This is a genomic window from Mesorhizobium sp. C089B (assembly GCF_030323125.1).
In the GTDB taxonomy this organism is placed as follows: domain Bacteria; phylum Pseudomonadota; class Alphaproteobacteria; order Rhizobiales; family Rhizobiaceae; genus Mesorhizobium.
The window spans coordinates 251,362-270,305 of sequence record NZ_CP100469.1 but is presented as its reverse complement, the minus strand read 5'-3'; the positions used below and the strand labels follow the sequence as shown (position 1 = coordinate 270,305).

Sequence of the window (18,944 nt, the reverse complement as noted above, 5' to 3'; positions counted from 1 at the left end):
TTTTGCCGCGAGGATCCGGGAGAGAAACGAAGAAAGGCACTGAACCACTATGGCTCTATACGAACATGTGTTCCTTGCCCGGCAGGACCTCTCGCAGCAGCAGGTCGATGCGCTTGTCGAACAGTACAAGGGCGTCATCGCAGCAAATGGCGGGTCCGTCGGCCGGGTCGAGAACTGGGGACTGAAGTCCCTCACCTACCGGGTCAACAAGAACCGGAAGGCTTACTACACGCTTATGGACCTCTCCTGCCCGCCGGCAGCGCTCAACGAGATGGAGCGCCAGATGGGTCTGTCCGAGGACGTGCTGCGTTTCCTGACCGTCAAGGTCGAGGCGCATGAGGAAGGCCCGTCGGCCATGATGCAGAAGCGCGAAGAGCGCTCGGAACGCGGCGGCTTCGGCGATCGCGACCGTGGTGATCGTGGTCCGCGCTCGTTTGGCGACCGTGATCGCGGCGACCGTGGCGATCGTCCGCCGCGCTCATTTGGCGACGCCGGTGGCGATCGTGGTCCGCGCCGTCCGCGCGAAGGCGTTGAAGGGGGTGCAGAATAATGGTCGACATCAATCAGATCCCGACCCGGCGCCCGTTCCATCGCCGCCGCAAGACCTGTCCGTTCTCCGGCGCCAACGCGCCCAAGATCGACTACAAGGACGTGCGTCTTCTGCAGCGCTACATTTCCGAGCGCGGCAAGATCGTGCCGTCGCGCATCACCGCCGTCAGCCAGAAGAAGCAGCGCGAACTCGCCAAGGCGATCAAGCGCGCCCGCTTCCTCGGCCTGCTGCCCTACGTGGTTCGCTAAGACTTCCGAAGCAGGCGGTTCGCCGCCTGCTTCCTTCTCCCACGGCGACGGGCGCCGCAGGGGGTAATTTGATGATGCATGTCGTTGTCCCAAACCGGGACCACTTTTGGGCGACATGCATTGAAATCCCGAGTTGAGGTGAAAAGCCTCTAACTGCCGCGACAGGCAGGACAGCGACACCGGCGCCAAGGCGCCCGAGCTTCCTGACCTGTTCCATTCAATTCGGCGCCGATCCCGCGGTCGGTGCCCAGACGAAGGAACAAGACCATGCAAGTGATTCTTCTCGAACGCGTTTCCCGCCTCGGCCAGATGGGCGATACCGTCAAGGTCAAGGACGGCTTTGCCCGCAACTTCCTCTTGCCGCAGGGCAAGGCGCTGCGCGCCAACGAAGCCAACAAGAAGAAGTTCGAAGGACAGCGCGCGCAGCTCGAAGCCCGCAACCTCGAGCGCAAGTCGGAAGCCAGCCAGGTTGCCGAAAAGCTCGACGGCAAGAGCTTCATCGCCGTACGTTCGGCCGGCGAGACAGGCCAGCTCTACGGTTCGGTGTCGACCCGCGACATCGCCGACCTGCTGACCGCCGAAGGGTTCTCGGTCAACCGCAACCAGATCCAGCTCAACCAGCCGATCAAGACCATCGGCGTCACCAATGTGGCGATTGCGCTGCATCCGGAAGTCGAGGTCACCATCAGCCTCAACATCGCCCGCACGGCCGACGAAGCCGAGCGCCAGGCCAAGGGCGAGACGCTGACCACCGCCGAAGCCATCTATGGCGATGACATCAACGACAACGCACGGCCGGAGAACTTCTTCGACCCGAACACCGAGTTCGAAGGCGGCGAAGAAGACAACGCCTGATCCCGCACTGGGCCTGATCGGGAAGCGAGGGAGCAGCGCTCCAATCACTTCCTCGTCATCCAGCCTTTCTGGACCAATGCCCGGGCCTCTCGCCCGGGCATTTTTGTGCCAAATGGAACTTTTCGAACCCCTATATCTTGTTGCAGAATTGGTCCGCCAGTCTGACCGTGAGGGGACATTTGGTGATGAATATTCTGTTGAAACGCGTTCTCGACCGCCTGGTGCGTACGGGCGATCTGAAAGTCACCGGGCCGAAGGGCTCGACAGTGGTTTTCGGCGACGGCAGCGGCGAGCCGGTTCATATGCACATCAAGACCGCGCATGCCGAGCGCGCCATTACCTTCGATCCGATGCTGGCCGTGCCGGAAGCCTATATGGACGGCGAACTCGACATCATCGAGGGCGGCGTACTGGGTATGATGCGCATCGCCTTCCAGAACATGGGCAGCGGCGGTATCGACGCCACCTGGTCGAAGGCCATCGAGGGTCTGCGCCACGCCTTTCGCCGCCTGCAGCAGATCAACACCGCATCACGGGCGCGCCGCAACGTGCAGCGCCACTATGATTTGTCGGGTGACCTCTACCGGCTCTTCCTCGACGACGACATGCAGTATTCCTGCGCCTATTTCGAACAGCCGGACATGACGCTCGACGAGGCGCAGATGGCCAAGAAACGCCATATCGCCGCCAAGCTCAGGCTGAAGGCCGGCCAGACCGTGCTCGATATCGGCTCCGGCTGGGGTGGACTCGGCCTCTATCTCGCCAAGGCTTTCGATGTCGACGTGCAAGGCGTGACGCTGTCGACCGAGCAGCACGGCGTCGCCACCGACCGGGCGCATGCGCAAGGCTTGCAGGACCGCGTGCATTTCGACCTCAAGGACTACCGCGAACTCAACGAACGCTTCGACCGCATCGTCTCGGTCGGCATGTTCGAGCATGTCGGCGTCAACCACTTCCGCACCTTCTTCGACAAGTCGGCGACGCTGTTGAAGCCCGACGGCGTCATGCTCTTGCACACGATCGGCCGCTCCGGCGTGCCGTGGGCGACCAGCGCCTTTATCCGCAAGTACATTTTTCCGGGCGGCTACATTCCCTCGCTGTCGGAGGTGATGCCGGCGATCGAGAAGTCGGGGCTTGTGGTCACCGACATCGAGATTCTGCGGCTGCACTATGCCGATACGCTGAAGCATTGGGGCCAGCGCTTTGCCGCCAACCGCGACAAGGCCAAAGCCATCTACGACGAGCGCTTCTGCAGGATGTGGGAGTTCTATCTGGCGGCTTCGGAAGCCGCGTTCCGCTGGCAGGATCTGGTGATCTTCCAGATCCAGATCGCCAAGAAGAACGACACGCTGCCGATGACGCGCGACTACATGGCCAAATGTGAAAAGGCGCTCGAAATGCGCGAAATGGGGCATCGTCAGGAGGCGGCGGCCGCCGAGCCTGCTGTCGCCAGGTCTGTGCCTGCCAGGTCCGTTGCTGTCAGGTCCGTTGCGGCCAAGCCAGCGCGCCGTCGCAAGGTGGCGGATCGCGAATAACGCCTCGATTGCGATTGCCGCTTGCCATTGACGGCTCTGACACTGAAAAAGGTCTCGTTCTCGCGAGACCTTTTTAATGACCTGCCTGCCCACCATCGCCACCACCCTTGTCGAGTTCGCCCGCGCCTCGGTGCTCGCGGCACGCGGAGCCTGAGCGTGGAACTCCCCGCCTCGCTGCGACAAGGCGTCGAGCGCCTGCTCGAAACGATACCGCTGGCGGTGCTGCGCCAGGCGGCGAAGACGCTGTCTGACCGCTACCGCGCCGAATTGCGCGACGGCCGCCTGCACATGGCCGAAGAGATGGCGGTAAAAGCCTATCTGGCGACGCGGCTGCCGGCGACCTACGCGGCGGTACGGGCCGGTCTCGACGAACTCGCCTATGCGCGGCCCGATTTCCAGCCAACGAGCTTGCTCGATGTCGGCGCCGGTCCTGGCACGGTGCTTTGGGCCACTACAGACCTGTGGCCCGACTTAGAAGAGGCGGTTCTGGTTGAAGCAAGCGCCGCGGTGCGCAAGGTTGGCCAGTCGCTCGCCCTTGATACCATCGCCACCAGGATGGACTGGCGCGCTGGCGACGTGACCATCGACCTTGCCGATCTCAAGCCTGCCGACCTCGTCACCTGCGCCTATGTGCTGGACGAGATCGCGCCAGCATCGCTGCCGAAGCTTGTCGGCCGGCTCTGGCATTTGACCGGCGACACACTGCTGATCGTCGAGCCCGGCACACCGGCAGGCTGGCAGCGCATCCTGGCAGTGCGCAGGCAATTGCTGGAGGCCGGGGCGCATGTGCTGGCGCCTTGTCCGCATGAGGCGCCCTGCCCGCTTGAGCCCCCCGACTGGTGTCATTTTTCGCGCCGCGTCGCCCGCTCGCGCTTGCATCGCCTGGCCAAGGACGCCGACGTGCCGTGGGAGGACGAGAAATTCATCTACGTCGCGGCTTCGCGGCAACCCGCGCCTGCACGTCAGCCGCGCGTGATTGCGCCGCCGAAATCGGGCTCCGGCAAGGTGCTGCTCAAACTGTGCCAGCCGGATGGCGGCGCCGGCGAGACACTTTTCACCAAGCGCGAGGGCGAGTTGTTCAAGGCAGCGCGGCGGCTGGACTGGGGCGATACATTGGACGGAAGAAGCGGATAATCACCGAGATTGTTCTTGCTCTGTTCCAACGACTCGGATAAAAGTCAGCGCTTTTCTGAGTCAACCGGAATCGGGGCGCGGAAACACTCTTCTGTGGACGGTTTGCCGCCCCTGTGAACAAACGGGGCATCAAGGTTGATTGGTCGTGCGGTGATGCAGAAAGGTCAGCACCGATTTATCTCGTTCTGATATCGAGAAGCCGGGATCAAAATCGGGGACATCATGGCAGAGGCAGCGCGAAAATTCGGCGTGGCGGAGCAGCAACCGCTTTATCGTGAAGCGCCGAACAACATCGAGGCCGAGCAGGCGCTGCTCGGCGCCATCCTCGTCAACAACGATGCCTTCTACCGCGTCTCCGACTTCCTCAAGGCCGGCCATTTCTACGAGCCGCTGCACCGGAAAATCTTCGAGGTCGCGGCCGAGCTCATCCGCATGGGCAAGGTGGCGACGCCGATCACGCTGAAAACCTTCCTGCCGGCCGACGAGAAGGTCGGCGACATGACGGTGGCGCAATATGTGGTTCGTCTGGCGGTCGAAGCCGTCACCGTCGTCAATGCCACCGATTATGGCCGCGCCATCTACGATCTGGCCACGCGCCGGGCACTGATCACCGTCGGCGAGGACATGGTCAACATCGCCTATGACGCGCCGGTCGACATGGCGCCGTCCGAACAGATCGAGGATGCCGAGCGGCGGCTGTTCGAACTGGCCGAAACCGGCCGTTACGACGGCGGCTTCGAGAGCTTCACCGACGCGGTCAAGACCGCCGTCGACATGGCCAACGCCGCCTATATGCGCGACGGCCATTTGTCGGGCCTCGCCACCGGCATGCGCGATCTCGACCGCCGCATGGGTGGCCTGCAGGCGTCGGATCTGATCATCATTGCCGGCCGTCCGGGCATGGGCAAGACGTCGCTCGCCACCAACATCGCGTTCAACATCGCCGAGATGTATGAGCCGGCGCAACAGGCCGACGGCTCGTTCAAGGCAGCCAATGGCGGCGTCGTCGGCTTCTTCTCGCTGGAAATGTCGTCCGAGCAGCTCGCCACCCGCATCATTTCCGAACAGACGGAAATTTCGTCGTCAAAAATCCGCCGCGGCGAGATTTCAGAGATGGATTTCGAAAAGCTGGTCGCCTGCTCGCAGACCATGCAGAAGATCCCGCTGTTCATCGACCAGACCGGCGGTATCTCGATCGCGCAGCTGTCGGCGCGGGCGCGGCGGCTGAAGCGTCAGCGCGGCCTCGACCTCATCGTCATCGACTATATCCAGCTGATGCAGGGGTCGAGCGCGAAATCGTCGCAGAACCGGGTGCAGGAAATCACCGAGATCACCACCGGCCTCAAGGCGCTGGCCAAGGAACTCTCCGTTCCGATCATCGCGCTGTCGCAGCTGTCGCGTCAGGTCGAAAGCCGCGAAGACAAGCGCCCGCAGCTGTCCGATCTTCGCGAATCCGGTTCGATCGAGCAGGACGCCGACGTGGTGATGTTCGTCTACCGCGAGGAATATTATCTGAAGAACCGCGAGCCGAAGCCCGGCACCGACGAGTACATCAAGTGGGAACACGAGATGAACGAGATGCGCGGCAAGGCCGAAGTCATCGTCGCCAAGCAGCGCCACGGCCCGACAGGTTCGGTGAGCCTCGCCTTCCATGGCGAGTTCACACGGTTTTCCGACCTCGCCGAAGAGCATCATATTGCGGAGAGGTTCGAGTAGTCTGTTGAGAAAGGCCTCATTCCTTCGCATCCCCCTCTGTCCTGCCGGACATCTCCCCCTCAAGGGGGGAGATTGGATGTCATGTCGGCTTTCGCCAATTTTCAACGTGGCAGGGTGGGCACCGAGACCAAAGCTGCTGATCTCCCCCCTTGAGGGGGAGATGGCCGGCAGGCCAGAGGGGGGTGCTGCCCCACCAGCCTTTCTAGCTTCAGCACTGCGCGTAGGTGACTGCTGATGGCTAAATCGCGCATCCAGTTCATCTGCCAGAATTGCGGGTCGGTGCATCAGCGCTGGGCCGGTAAATGCGATGCCTGCGGCGAGTGGAACACACTCGTCGAGGAAGGCACCTCGGGCGGCATCGGCTCGGGACCGGCCAACACGCGCAATGCGCGCAAGGGCCGCGCCGTGGTGCTGACCAGCCTGTCCGGTGACATCGAGGATGCGCCGCGGATCATCTCCGGCATTGGCGAACTCGACCGCGCCACCGGCGGCGGTTTCGTGCGCGGCTCGGCGCTGCTGGTCGGCGGCGATCCCGGCATCGGCAAGTCGACGCTGCTTACCCAGGCCGCAGCAGCATTGGCGTCAAAAGGCCACCGCATCGTCTATGTCTCGGGCGAAGAGGCTGTCGCGCAGATCCGGCTGCGGGCGCAGCGGCTTGGCGTCGCCGACACGCCGGTCGAACTTGCCGCGGAGACCAATGTCGAGGATATCCTGGCAACAATAGCCGACGGCAGAAGGCCGGACCTCGTCATCCTCGATTCCATCCAGACGCTGTGGACCGACATGGCCGACTCGGCGCCCGGCACCGTCACCCAGGTGCGCGCCTCGGCGCAAGCGATGATCCGCTACGCCAAATCCACCGGTGCTGCCATCGTGCTGGTCGGCCATGTCACCAAGGAAGGCCAGATCGCCGGTCCGCGCGTCGTCGAGCACATGGTCGACGCCGTTCTCTATTTCGAAGGCGAAGGCGGCCATCACTACCGCATCCTGCGCACGGTGAAGAACCGTTTTGGGCCGACCGACGAGATCGGCGTCTTCGAGATGTCGGACAAGGGCTTGCGCGAGGTCGCCAATCCGTCGGAGCTGTTCCTCGGCGAACGCCACGCAAAATCGCCGGGTGCCGCGGTATTTGCCGGCATGGAAGGGACACGTCCGGTGCTGGTCGAGATCCAGGCACTGGTGGCGCCGTCCACATTGGGCACGCCGCGCCGTGCCGTCGTCGGCTGGGACGGCGCACGGCTGTCGATGATCCTTGCCGTACTCGAAGCCCATTGCGGCGTGCGCTTCGGCACCCACGATGTCTACCTCAACGTCGCCGGCGGCTACCGGATTTCCGAGCCGGCGGCCGATCTGGCGGTTGCCGCTGCACTGGTTTCGTCGCTCACCGGTCTTGCCCTTCCCGCCGATTGCGTCTATTTCGGCGAAATCAGCCTGTCGGGCGCAGTGAGGCCGGTTGCGCATGCGCAGCAGCGCCTTAAAGAGGCCGAAAAGCTGGGTTTTGGAAGTGCGGTTCTGCCCTTGGGCAGCGAGGAGGTTGTCGGGGGGATCGGGGCCGGCGCTTTCCAGCCGACCGAACTTGCCGATCTCGTCGCACGCATAGCCGGCTCACGGCGCAGCCGTGTCGACGTGGAAGATTGACGCGGCTCGCCCGAGCCGTGAAAAGACAATCTGAGTGGGGCGAAAGACATGCCGATTACGCTGCTGGACGGAATTCTCGTCGGCTTCACCCTGGTCTCGGCGATGCTCGCCATGGTTCGCGGCCTGTCACGCGAAATCCTGTCCGTCGTGTCCTGGGCGGCTGCCGCCGCGGCGGCATTCTTCTTCTACAAGCCGGTGCTGCCTTACGTTCAGCCCTATGTCGAAAGCGACAAGATCGCCATGGCGGCATCCGCCGGCATCGTCTTCCTCATCGCGCTGATCGTCGTTTCCGTCATCACCATGAAGCTTGCCGACTGGATCATCGATTCCAGGATCGGCGCGCTCGACCGTACGCTGGGCTTCCTCTATGGCGCCGCGCGCGGCGTCCTCGTAGTCGCCGTGGCGCTACTGTTCTTCAACTGGCTGGCCGGCGCCAAGGCCCCTGCCTGGATCGCCAACGCCAAGTCGAAGCCGCTGCTCGAGACCATCGGCGCCAAGCTGGAAAGCCTGCTGCCCGAAGATCCGGAAAACGCCATCCTGAAGAAGCTCAATCCGAATCAGCCGGCAGCCGAGACGCCTCCGGCGGCCGACGCACCGGCGGCGGATGCTCCGGCAACCGGTGACGATACGCCGGCGCCCGACGACGAGACCGACGCTCCGGCCGATAACGCACCCGCGCCCGCTGCTCCGGCTCCGGCCGCGCCGGCAAACTGATACGGACGGATGGTGCCGGACAGGCGCCATCCCGGCAGTTCCGGCCTGACTACGTTGCTTTCGCGGCGCTATCGCACTATATGGCCATTTTAGCGGAGCTTGAGCCCCATGGCAGTTTCGAAGGCAGACGCGGACGACGTGCTTTCCGCCGAAGCAGACGATCATTTCCACGACGAATGCGGGGTGTTCGGCATTTTCGGCCGGCAGGACGCTGCGGCCATCGTAACGCTAGGCCTGCATGCGCTGCAGCATCGCGGCCAGGAAGCGGCCGGCATCGTCTCCTATGACGGCACGCAGTTCCATGTCGAACGCCATGTCGGCCTGATCGGCGACACCTTCACCAAGCAGCACGTCATCGACAGCCTGCAAGGCAACCGTGCCATCGGCCACACGCGCTATGCCACGACCGGCGGCGCCGGCATGCGCAACATCCAGCCCTTCTTCGCCGAACTCGCCGATGGCGGCTTTGCCGTCGCCCATAACGGCAATCTCACCAACGCCATGACCGTGCAGCGCGCGCTGCAGAAGCAGGGCGCGATCTTCTCGTCGACCTCCGACACCGAGACGCTGCTGCATCTCGTTGCCACCAGTAAGGAACGCGATTTGAATTCGCGCTTCATCGACGCCGTGCGTCAGGTCGAAGGCGCTTTCTCGCTGGTCGCGATGACCTCCAAGAAGATGATCGGCTGCCGCGATCCGCTCGGCATCCGCCCGCTGGTGCTCGGCGACCTGGACGGCGCCTGGATCCTGGCCTCCGAAACCTGCGCGCTCGACATTATCGGCGCCCGCTTCGTGCGCGACCTGAAGCCCGGCGAAATGGTCGTGGTGACCTCGAAGGGCATCGAGAGCCTGTTCCCCTTCGAGCCGCAGAAGACCCGCTTCTGCATCTTCGAATATGTCTATTTCGCCCGCCCGGACTCCTCGGTCGAAGGCCGCAATGTCTACGAAGTGCGCAAGCGTATCGGCGCCGAATTGGCGCAGGAAAGCCCGGTCGAGGCCGATATCGTCGTGCCGGTGCCGGATTCCGGCACGCCGGCGGCAATCGGCTTCTCCCAGGCGGCAGGCATCCCCTTCGAACTCGGTATCATCCGCAACCACTATGTCGGCCGAACCTTCATCCAGCCCGGCGATTCGATCCGCCATATGGGCGTCAAGCTCAAGCACAACGCCAACCGCCGGATGATCGAGGGCAAGCGCGTGGTGTTGGTCGACGATTCGATCGTGCGCGGCACCACCAGCCAGAAAATCGTGCAGATGGTGCGCGACGCCGGCGCCAAGGAAGTGCATATGCGCATCGCCTCGCCGCCGACCAGCGCGTCGTGCTTCTACGGCGTCGACACGCCGGAGAAGTCGAAGCTTTTGGCATCGCGCATGTCGATCGAGGAAATGGCCGAGTTCATCCGTGTCGATTCGCTCGGCTTCCTCACCATTGACGGGCTCTACCGCGCCGTCGGCGAAGCCAGCCGCGACAATGAGCAGCCGCAATTCTGCGACGCCTGTTTCACCGGCCAGTACCCGACCCGCCTGCTCGACTTCGAAGGTCACGACAATGTGCGCACGCTGTCGCTGCTGGCGAACAACGGGGCGTAAAGCCCAACTGCTATCCTTGAAAGCGCTCGCATGACCCTCGACCTCTCCGGCCGCGTCGCGGTCGTTACCGGCGCCTCGCGCGGCATCGGCTACTTCATCGCCAAGGAACTTGCCGCCGCTGGCGCCCATGTCATTGCGGTAGCCCGGACCGTCGGCGGGCTGGAAGAACTCGACGACCAGATCAAGGCCGAGCGCGCGAAAACCGGCAAGGGCGAAGCGACGTTGGTGCCTCTCGACCTCTCAGACATGGCCGGCATCGACCGGCTGGGCGGCGCCATTCACGAGCGCTGGGGCAAGCTCGACATTCTGGTGGCCAATGCCGGTGTGCTCGGCGTCATCTCGCCGATCGGCCATGTCGAGGCCAAAACCTTCGAGAAGGTTATGACCATCAATGTCACCTCGACCTGGCGGCTGATCCGCTCGGTCGACCCGCTGCTCAGGCTGTCCGACGCCGGCCGCGCCATTCTCATGTCGTCCGGGGCCGCGCATTCGGCGCGCGCCTTCTGGGCGCCCTATGCGGCGTCGAAGGCGGCTGTGGAAGCCATGACGCGTTCCTGGGCGCATGAGACGCAGAGCCTGCCGCTCCGCATCAATGCGGTCGACCCCGGCGCCACCCGCACCGCCATGCGTGCGCAGGCCGCGCCCGGCGAGGATCCGGAAACGCTGCCGCACCCGTCAGAGGTGGCAAAACGCATCGTGCCGCTGGCGAGCCCCGAGATGAAAGAGACGGGGCTGATCTTCCAGGTCAAGAACAACCGCTTCGTCGCCTACCGGCAGCCGGAATAAACCGGGTTGTAGCGGGATTAAACAGGCCTCCAGTTACGTTTCTTCGAATGTAGGACATTCGAAACAGGAGGACCGACATGCGTAGACTTCTTCTCGTTGCCGCCGCCGCGATTGCCGCCACAGCCGGCGTGGCGCTGGCGCAAGACGCAAAGATGAGTTTCTTCGTCACCAGCGTCGGTTCCGGCAAGGGCGCCGATCTCGGCGGTCTCAAGGGTGCCGACGCGCATTGCGCCTCGCTGGCGGAAGCGGCTGGGGTTACCGGCAAGGAATGGCACGCCTATCTCTCGAGCGCCAATGTCGATGCGCGCGACCGTATCGGCAAGGGTCCCTGGGTCAACGCCAAGGGCGAGAAGATTGCCGATGACGTCGCCTCGCTGCACAGCGACGCCAACGCCATCACCAAGCAGACGGCGCTCAACGAAAAGGGCGAGGTGGTCAACGGCCGCGGCGACAAGCCGAACCGGCACGACATATTGACCGGCTCGAAGCCCGACGGCACCAAGATCGCCGACCAGACCTGCGGCGACTGGACCTTGAGCGGGGCGGAGGGCGCGGCGATGATGGGCCACCACGACCGCACCGGCCTTGACGAGTCGGCGGCGGCGAAATCCTGGAACTCCTCGCATGCCTCGCGCGGCGGCTGCAGCCAGGAGGCGCTGAAAGGCACCGGCGGCGACGGCCTGTTCTACTGCTTTGCGACGAACTGAGAGACGTCTGGGGAGCGGTTCGTTCACGGGTCTGTGATGATCCGGCAGGTCCCTCCCCCCTCGCCCTGCTTTCGCCATCAGCCGGGAGTTGCTAGGGTCGACCCGACTCCGACACCCAGCAAAGCGAGGAATTCCCATGGCTGCTCCCAGCGTAGCATTGGTCTGGTACCTGGTGATCGCCGGCCCGCAAGGCGGCATGGTGGTGCTGCCCAGCACCTTCGACACCCGCGAACAGTGCACAAACGCGATTACCGAATATCAGAAGCAGCCGACGCCGGCCGGCTGGGCGGTCAACTGCGTGCCGAGCGCCTCGCCTTTCACCGATGAGGGTGATGCGGAAGAGCCGGCGGCGCAGTAGCGTAGTCTCCCCCCTCGAGGGGGAGATGGCCGGCAGGCCAGAGGGGGTCGCCTCGCGTAGAGTGCCAACCTCCTTCCGCACAAAGGGCGTCGCGTCCAGTCGGCCCGACCCCCTCTGTCGCCTTCGGCGACATCTCCCCCTCAAGGGGGGAGATCAGGCGCGCGCCTTCACCGTCAGCTCCGGCTTGCTGTTGATGGTCTGGAAGACCACGCAATAGCGTTCAGTCAGCTTGATGAGCGAATCGATGCGGTCCTGCGGCTCATCGGTGTCGAGGTTGAAATTCAGCCGGATGGCGCGAAAGCCCACGGGGGCGTCCTTGGCCACGCCCAGCGTGCCACGAAAGTCGAGATCGCCTTCGGCCTCGACGGTGGCTGCGCCAAGCCTGAATTCCAGCGCCGTCGCCACTGCCTTCAGCGTCACGCCGGCGCACGCCACCAGCGCCTCCAAAAGCATATCGCCCGAACACAATTCGAGCCCGGAACCGCCGGTCGCCGGATGCAGGCCGGCGACCGCCAGCGCCCTGCCCGTCTCGACCTTGCAGGCAATCGACTGGTCGTCGATGGAGCCTTTGGCGCGAAGCGTGATCAGCGCTCGCGAGGAATCGTCGCGATAAGCCTCCTTGATCGGCGCCTGCATGGCTTTGAGTGCGGTGGCATCCATGTTGCATTCCTTTCAGGTCCTTCGCACTTTGATAGCACTGATATGCCGGCGAGACAGCGCCCCCCTCTGGCCTGCCGGCCATCTCCCCCGCACGGGGGGAGATGGCCGCTTCGCCGATAGCGCTTTCTACGCCGGCGATTAGCGAAGGCGGTCGCGACATCCAATCTCCACCCCTGTAGGGGAAATGTCCGGCAGGACAGAGGGGGGCTGAAGGAATGCTACCTCACGAAGAGTTACTTTGACTTCGACCGCCCCAGCCATACCTAAGCAGAGTCATTCCCGCGGAGACATCATGCCGTTCAAGCTGAAACTGATCTCGCTTACCCTGTTGGTGCTTGCAGCCTTCGCGCAGCCAGTCCTCGCCGAAACGCCCGAGCGCCCCGCCCCTGCCGGCGGCGTGCTGTCGCTGCTGCCGGCACCGCAGACGACCAGCCATTCAATCACCATTGCCGGGCGCAAGCTGGACTATCAGGCTAAGGCCGGCACGCTGTCGCTGCTATCCGGCAAGGGCGAGGTCACCGCGGAAATCTTCTATGTCGCCTATACGCTGCCGCCACTGGCGGGCGCGGAGAAGGCTCGCCCCATCACCTTCGTCTTCAATGGCGGCCCGGGCGCGGCATCCGCCTATCTGCATCTCGGCGCACTCGGCCCGCGTGTCGTCGCGACCGGCGCCGATGGCCAATTCCTGCCGCCGCCGCAAAAGCTGATCGACAATCCCGACAGTTGGCTCGACATGACCGACCTCGTCTTCGTCGATCCGGTCGGCACCGGCTACAGCCGCGAGGCCCCCGGCCAGGACACGAAAGATTTTTGGGGCGTCAGCCAGGACGCCAGTTCGATCGGCGCTTTCATCCGGCTCTATCTCGCCCAGAACGGCCGCACCGGATCGCCGCTCTTCCTCGCCGGCGAAAGCTATGGCGGGTTCCGCGCGGCACTTCTCGCCAGGACCCTGCAGGAAGATGTCGGCCTGAGCCCCAACGGCATCGTACTGATCTCGCCTGCACTGGAGTTCACGCTGGTGCTGCCCGACGAATTCCAGCCACTGCATTGGGCGCTGGAACTGCCCTCGCTGGCGGCGGTGCGCCTGCGCAGCGAAGGCTTCAGCGGCGAAGCACTGCGCGAAAAGCTCGCCGAGGTCGAAAAGTATGCGCTGGGCGACTACCTCACGGCTCTGACCGGCGGGCTGGAACAGGGCGGGCGGCTGGCCAGCCAGCGCGTGGCCGAGATCACCGGCCTGCCGCTCGACCTCGTGCAGCGCAATTTCGCCCGCATCCCGACCGGCCTGTTCGCGCGCGAATTCCAGCGCGCCAGTGGCAAAGTGCTCAGCCCGTATGACGGCACCATCGCCACCAGCGACATCGCCCCGGAGAGCGCCCGCAGCGCCGGCCCGGATCCGGTGCTCGACCGCAGCGTGCCGGCGCTGACCTCGGCCTTTGTCGGTTATGCGCGCGACGAGCTGAATTTTCGCACCGATGTCAGCTACAGGTTGCTCAATGGCGATGTGACCCACGCCTGGGACTATGGCGGCTCGCGGCAAGGCTATGCCGGGGTGATGGACGATCTGCAGCGGGCGCGCTCGCTCAACCCGGGGCTCGGCGTGGTGATCGTCAACGGCGACACCGATCTGGTCACTCCCTATCTGGCCTCACGCTATCTGGTGAGCCAAATCCCGACGCTGGGCGGGGCAAAACCCATCCGTCTCGACGTCGTCGAAGGCGGCCACATGATGTATCTCAGGCCGGGCGGCCGGCGCGCCCTGAAGGAGGCCGCTTCGGAGCTCTACCAGGCAACACAGTGAACGGCGTGCCCACGCTGTCGGCCAGGCTGCGCCAACGCAAGCTTGCCACTGGCGTAGCGCCCCGCAGGCTTTCGCCCGTATAGCCTGCAATGGGAGCCTGATTGGGGCAGGCTTCTTCTTCGTCCTCTTGACAGCGCCGGACACGCCGCATGGCCGATATTGCCATTCTGGAAACCCGCGAAAGGGTGCTTGCCGGCATCCTGTTCACCGGCTGCGCCTATTTCCTGTTTTCGACCCAGGACGCAGCGATCAAGCTTCTGGTCGTCGGCATCAGCGTCTGGCAGATCATGTTCTTCCGCTCGATCGCTGTGCTTATCGGCTGTGCTGCAATCGGCGGACCGCGCGTCTTTGCCGACACAATGCGCTCGCCCATCGTGCGGCCGATGCTGGTGCGCAGCGCCTTCACGCTCGGCGCCTGGCTCTGCTACTACAACGCGGCCCGCTCCCTGCAGCTGGCCGAACTCACCACCATCTATTACGCCGCCCCGATCATCGTCACCGTGCTGTCGGTGGTGATGCTTGGCGAAAAGGTGCCGCTGTTGCGCTGGCTGGCGGTGTTCATCGGCTTCGTCGGCGTCTTCATCGCCTGTGATCCCACTCGTCTCGGCTTGTCCGTGCCGATGCTCTTGGTACTGGCTGCGGCAGCGCTGTGGGCATTGCCGTGGTGCTGTTGCGCAAGACGGCGCTGGCCGAGCGCACGCTGATCCAGCTTGTGCTCAACAATTTCTACTTCCTGGTGTTTTCCACGGTGCCGGCGCTGTTGGTCTGGCAGATGCCGGACTGGCGCCAGTTGCTGCTTTTGATCAGCGTCGGCGCGCTCGGCGGCGTGGCGCAATTTATGCTGTTCGAAGGCATGAAGCGGGCGCCGGTGTCGATCGTGGCGCCGTTCGAATACACCTCATTGGTCTGGGCCTTCGGGCTCGGCTTTGCGATCTGGGGCGACGTGCCGCGTCGCGAGGTGTTTCTGGGGGCGGCGTTGATCGTCGGCGCCGGCCTGCTGATCATCGGCAACGAGCATTTCCGCAAGCGGCTATGAGTACCCCGTGCTGACAGCATGGTGGCAGGAGAAGACGGATAGGCTGCTGAGATGACGGAAGCGCTCGACGGCCCAGGCACCACAGATACCGCTGCCGAGCGTACGCTCGGCATCATGCTGGTGGCGGCCTCGGCGGCTTTCTTCGCCCTCACCGGCGTGCTGACCAAATCGATCCACGCCGACCCGCTGACCATCACTTGCTGGCGCGGCTTTGTCGGCGCGATCCTGATCACCTTCTATGTGCTGTGGCGCCGGCGCCGCTCCGGCGGGCGGGAAAGCTTGCGGCTTGGCTGGCGCGGCTGGTTGCTGGCCCTCGAGGGCGCCGCGGCCAGCATCGCCTTCATCTCGGCGTTCAAATTCACCTATGTCGCCAATGTCGCGGTCATCTACGCCACCGCGCCCTTCATCACCGCGCTGCTCGCCTTCGTGCTGGTGCGCGAGCCGTTCCGGGCGCAGACGCTTGCCGCCGCCGCCGTTTCGCTGTGCGGCGTGGCGATCATGGTCGGCTCCGGCTTCGGCAGCGGTCATCTGTTTGGCGATGGGCTCGCGCTGCTGATGACCGCCGGCAGCGCGCTCTACATGATCATGGTGCGCGCCTTCCGCGACACGCCGGTGGTGTGGGCGGGCGCAGTCTCGGCGCTTCTGCTGTTCGTGCTCGGCTGGTTCGTCACCGACCCCTGGCGATTTCTGCTCGCGACGCCGTGCTGCTCGTCGCCTTCGGAGGATCGTTTGCGGCGGCGTCGATCCTGTGGACGGAAGGCTCGCGGCTGATCCCTGCGCCTGAGTCCGGCCTTCTCGGTGCCGCCGAAGTGCCGTTTGCGATCCTGTTCGCCTTCCTGTTCCTCGGCGAGATCGCGCCGGCCGCCAGCCTGATCGGCGGCGCCATAGTACAGTGCGCGGTTTTCGCCCATGCGGGGCGCGACTGGCTGGCCGCGAGAAAAAGTGCGGCAACCCAATAATTATTTTCCAAGTCATGGAACCATCATGCGGATCAGGCAGTTTTATGTGCGACGGGTCACCCCCCAAGTCCCCCCAAACCCCTCGACCCGTCCTCCTCAAAGCCGACCGTAAAGGTCGGCTTTTTCTTTGGACATCAGCCGGCAAAGCCGGGCAAGGCGAGGTTGTCGCTGAGCAGGATGGCAAGATCGCGCGCCGGCCGCTCGGCGCCCTGGCCGAGTTTTATCGCGAATTGCGCTGTCGGCACCGGCGGCAGGGCGAATTCGCGCGGTGCTTCGGCAATGCCTGAATGGGCAAAGCGGGCGGTGCGCAAGGTCAGCGCGATGCCGGCATTGACCGCCGTGCGCAAGCCGGCAAGGCTGGCGCTGCCGGCGGCAATGCGGTAGCGGCGGCCGGCAGCATCGAGGGCCGCGAGTGCTGCTTCGCGAAAGCCGCAATAGGGGTCGAGCAGCGCCAGCGGCAATTCCTCTTCCCGCACGGCAAGCCCTTTTTGCGAGCACAGCCACAGCATCGGCTCACTGAACAGCCCGACTTCGTCATTGGCCGGCGTCTTGCGCATGACAACGGCCAGATCGAGCTGCCCGGCCTGCAGCGCCTCGCCAAGCTCGGCCGAACGGCCGACGCGGAGTTCGACCCTGACGCGCGGATGGCTGGTCGCGAACGCGCGCAGCAGCTGCGGCAGGCCGCTATCGGCGAAATCCTGTGTCGTGCCGATGGCGACGCGACCAGCGGCACGCGCGCCCTTGAGCGCCAGCCAGGCCTCGCTGTGCACGGCAAGAATGCGGCGGGCATGACCGACAAGATCCTCGCCGGCCGGCGTCAGCCCGCGCCCGCGCCCCTGCGCCACCAGCAGCGGTTCGCCGACGATCTCCTCCAGGCGCTGCATCTGCGCGGTCACCGCCGAGGGCGAGCGGCCGACAACAGACGCAGCCTGAGCCAGCGAGCCGCCATCGACAAAGGCAAGGAAGGTTTTGAGCAGATCGGGATCGAGAGCTTGCATACTTCGATAATACAGAACCTTATGTTCGAGACAATTCGATTTTTCTGACCCAAAGATGGTGGCATTGTCTCTCCAACGGCAAACAGACGCCGCTCAAACGAAGGAGAGAAAAATGCCCATCATCAACATCAGCGTCACTGGCAAGCCCGACGCCAAGCTGTCCGCCACAATCGCCAAGGAAATCACCGGCCTGACCGCAACCCATCTGCGCAAGGACCCGACGATCACTGCCGTCGCTGTCACCTATATCGACCCGCAGCACTGGTTCGCCGGCGGCAAGTCGCTGGCCGAGCACGGCGCCAATACTTTCTGGCTCGACATCAAGGTGGTCGACGGCACCAACACCAAGCTGGAGCTGGAAGCCTATCTGAAGGCGATCTTTGAGGCCTTCGGTAAGTTGCTGGGTGGTGTGCACGAGGAAAGCTATGCCTTCGTGCATGAAGTCCCGGCCGCGGCATACGGTTATGGCGGCAAGTCGCAGGAGTTCCGGTTCATCAGTGGGCGGCTGAAGGCCACGGCCTGATTGCTACCCAGCGGGAGGATGAAGCCTTGTATCAAGCGCGAAATCCTCCCGGAGATGCAAGCTATAAAGGCCTGCCGCCCGGTTGGGATCGAACACCAGGTTCCAGCTGTGCTGGGATACCGCGCTGGGGATCAGAAAGAACGGATGCTTTGCCAGCAGACCATCGCCGAACTGCTGCTGTCCCGCGCCCGGGATGCCGGGACGCAGCCAGTTCGCGTTCGGAATATCGTCGGTTTGGACCACATAAATCTCTGATGGATCGACGATGTCGAATGCCGTCAGCACGTGAGGGACAGTATCCAGCGTGCGAAACCCCTTGTGGACCGCCACCTCCAAGATGGCGGTCGATGGGTCGATGGACGCATATACGGCTCTGATCCCTTTGCTGTTCCACCTTCCCCCAAGCTTGAAGGCTCCTTCGCCACTGTCCCAGCTCGCCATGAAGCGTCTGTGATCAAGCCTCCAGCCCAACAACTGCCCTGTTCCGAGGGAGCCCGGCAAAGGCGTCACGCGTAGACACCATAGTCGAGCCGCTCAAGAAACTCCTGCACAAGCGCAGTGCCCGCCGCCGTGGCCAGCAGATCGATCGGCCGGCGATTGTCCAAACCCATGGCAGACTCGATCATCCATTTTTCCGCGTCTTCCTGAGTCCCGAGCACGGACGTGGCCTTTGTCAGGAGCTTGGCGAAGTTCCAGGTTCTGGAACCTTGCTCCCGACTGAGGGTCTTGGAGTGATCCGATTTGTGCCGCTGAAATGTCCGCTCGCTCATGCCGAATGCGGTCTCAAACGCATCGGCGGGATCAATGACCATCAGATGCCGGACGAGGCTTTCGAGCGCCTGGCCCGGAATTCCATGCAGGATCATTTCATGTGCCTCAAGAGGACTGGCTACCGAGAATCCAAGAACCTTCCGTCCACCAAACAGGTCGACCATTCGTTCGAACTCCGGCTCCATATGTGGTGCCTCGGCAAAACCCAGCGGGGAACTGGCCATATTACCTCTCCGTCACGTGTCGCTTTTATTTACGACACGTGTCGCAACATTTCAAGGCCTGCGTTTGGGTCATTGCCTGGTGAGGTCAGGTGGAACACCGCTCCCTCGCACCCGCGCATTGACCTTGCTCCCCATTGCGCTACC

The 18,944-nt window shown here is 63.9% G+C and carries 18 protein-coding genes and 2 pseudogenes; 16 read left to right on the top strand and 4 right to left on the bottom strand.

Going from position 1 to position 18,944, the window contains the following annotated elements:
* Positions 1-49 precede the first annotated feature (49 nt).
* The 12 genes from rpsF to NLY44_RS01220 all read left to right on the top strand — a co-directional run bounded on the left by rpsF (position 50) and on the right by NLY44_RS01220 (position 11,831).
* Positions 50-550, top strand: a complete 501-nt coding sequence (rpsF, locus tag NLY44_RS01275) for a 30S ribosomal protein S6 (protein ID WP_023805666.1) — start codon at positions 50-52, stop codon at positions 548-550.
* Complete coding sequence (rpsR, locus tag NLY44_RS01270) at positions 550-798, top strand: 30S ribosomal protein S18 (protein ID WP_006203718.1); 249 nt, start codon at positions 550-552, stop codon at positions 796-798. Before rpsF ends, rpsR begins: the two co-directional genes overlap by 1 nt.
* A 267-nt stretch (positions 799-1,065) precedes the next feature.
* Complete coding sequence (gene rplI / locus NLY44_RS01265; protein ID WP_023672721.1) at positions 1,066-1,653, top strand: 50S ribosomal protein L9; 588 nt, start codon at positions 1,066-1,068, stop codon at positions 1,651-1,653.
* Positions 1,654-1,838: 185 nt separating this feature from the next.
* Positions 1,839-3,188 (top strand): cyclopropane fatty acid synthase, encoded by a 1,350-nt coding sequence (locus tag NLY44_RS01260; RefSeq protein WP_023805667.1) that lies wholly within the window; start codon positions 1,839-1,841, stop codon positions 3,186-3,188.
* A gap of 156 nt (positions 3,189-3,344) precedes the next feature.
* Entirely contained in the window at positions 3,345-4,322 is a 978-nt protein-coding gene (locus NLY44_RS01255; RefSeq protein ID WP_023805668.1) for a small ribosomal subunit Rsm22 family protein, read from the top strand.
* Between the two features lie 222 nt (positions 4,323-4,544).
* Positions 4,545-6,038 carry a replicative DNA helicase gene (locus NLY44_RS01250; protein WP_023672717.1) on the top strand — a complete coding sequence of 498 codons (1,494 nt, stop codon included), beginning with the start codon at positions 4,545-4,547 and terminating at the stop codon, positions 6,036-6,038.
* A 234-nt stretch (positions 6,039-6,272) separates the two neighbouring features.
* Positions 6,273-7,676, top strand: a complete 1,404-nt coding sequence (gene radA / locus NLY44_RS01245; RefSeq protein WP_023805669.1) for a DNA repair protein RadA — start codon at positions 6,273-6,275, stop codon at positions 7,674-7,676.
* Between the two features lie 48 nt (positions 7,677-7,724).
* Entirely contained in the window at positions 7,725-8,390 is a 666-nt protein-coding gene (locus tag NLY44_RS01240; RefSeq protein ID WP_023672715.1) for a CvpA family protein, read from the top strand.
* Between the two features lie 108 nt (positions 8,391-8,498).
* Complete coding sequence (purF, locus tag NLY44_RS01235) at positions 8,499-9,980, top strand: amidophosphoribosyltransferase (protein ID WP_023672714.1); 1,482 nt, start codon at positions 8,499-8,501, stop codon at positions 9,978-9,980.
* A 30-nt stretch (positions 9,981-10,010) separates the two neighbouring features.
* Complete coding sequence (locus NLY44_RS01230) at positions 10,011-10,766, top strand: SDR family NAD(P)-dependent oxidoreductase (protein WP_023672713.1); 756 nt, start codon at positions 10,011-10,013, stop codon at positions 10,764-10,766.
* 77 nt (positions 10,767-10,843) lie between these two features.
* On the top strand, positions 10,844-11,473 hold the full coding sequence (locus NLY44_RS01225) for a hypothetical protein (protein WP_023805670.1): 630 nt from the start codon (positions 10,844-10,846) through the stop codon (positions 11,471-11,473).
* 136 nt (positions 11,474-11,609) lie between these two features.
* Positions 11,610-11,831 carry a hypothetical protein gene (locus tag NLY44_RS01220; RefSeq protein WP_023689120.1) on the top strand — a complete coding sequence of 74 codons (222 nt, stop codon included), beginning with the start codon at positions 11,610-11,612 and terminating at the stop codon, positions 11,829-11,831.
* 153 nt (positions 11,832-11,984) lie between these two features.
* On the opposite strand, the gene NLY44_RS01215 is transcribed toward NLY44_RS01220, so the two are convergent.
* The gene (locus NLY44_RS01215; protein WP_023731453.1) at positions 11,985-12,491 is read right to left on the bottom strand and encodes an OsmC family protein; all 507 of its coding nucleotides are present in this window, start codon (positions 12,489-12,491) and stop codon (positions 11,985-11,987) included.
* Between the two features lie 292 nt (positions 12,492-12,783).
* Here NLY44_RS01215 and NLY44_RS01210 point away from each other — a divergent pair, with 292 nt between their 5' ends.
* The 3 genes and pseudogenes from NLY44_RS01210 to NLY44_RS01200 all read left to right on the top strand — a co-directional run bounded on the left by NLY44_RS01210 (position 12,784) and on the right by NLY44_RS01200 (position 16,284).
* Positions 12,784-14,289 (top strand): S10 family peptidase, encoded by a 1,506-nt coding sequence (locus NLY44_RS01210; RefSeq protein WP_023805671.1) that lies wholly within the window; start codon positions 12,784-12,786, stop codon positions 14,287-14,289.
* Between the two features lie 149 nt (positions 14,290-14,438).
* Positions 14,439-15,325: pseudogene (locus tag NLY44_RS01205) on the top strand (DMT family transporter).
* Between the two features lie 51 nt (positions 15,326-15,376).
* Positions 15,377-16,284 (top strand): annotated as a pseudogene (locus NLY44_RS01200) (DMT family transporter).
* 134 nt (positions 16,285-16,418) lie between these two features.
* Here the strand turns inward: NLY44_RS01200 and NLY44_RS01195 are convergent.
* Positions 16,419-17,282, bottom strand: coding sequence for a LysR substrate-binding domain-containing protein (locus tag NLY44_RS01195; RefSeq protein WP_023805674.1), 864 nt, complete (start codon positions 17,280-17,282; stop codon positions 16,419-16,421).
* Between the two features lie 112 nt (positions 17,283-17,394).
* On the opposite strand from NLY44_RS01195, the gene NLY44_RS01190 reads away from it, so the two are divergent.
* Positions 17,395-17,805 (top strand): tautomerase family protein, encoded by a 411-nt coding sequence (locus NLY44_RS01190; protein WP_023693979.1) that lies wholly within the window; start codon positions 17,395-17,397, stop codon positions 17,803-17,805.
* 3 nt (positions 17,806-17,808) lie between these two features.
* On the opposite strand, the gene NLY44_RS01185 is transcribed toward NLY44_RS01190, so the two are convergent.
* A complete protein-coding gene (locus tag NLY44_RS01185) occupies positions 17,809-18,315 on the bottom strand; it encodes an RES family NAD+ phosphorylase (RefSeq protein ID WP_023805675.1) in 507 nt (168 codons plus the stop codon).
* A complete protein-coding gene (locus tag NLY44_RS01180) occupies positions 18,312-18,800 on the bottom strand; it encodes an Xre family toxin-antitoxin system antitoxin (RefSeq protein ID WP_023727360.1) in 489 nt (162 codons plus the stop codon). The genes NLY44_RS01185 and NLY44_RS01180 overlap by 4 nt, the downstream gene beginning before the upstream one ends.
* Positions 18,801-18,944 lie beyond the last annotated feature (144 nt).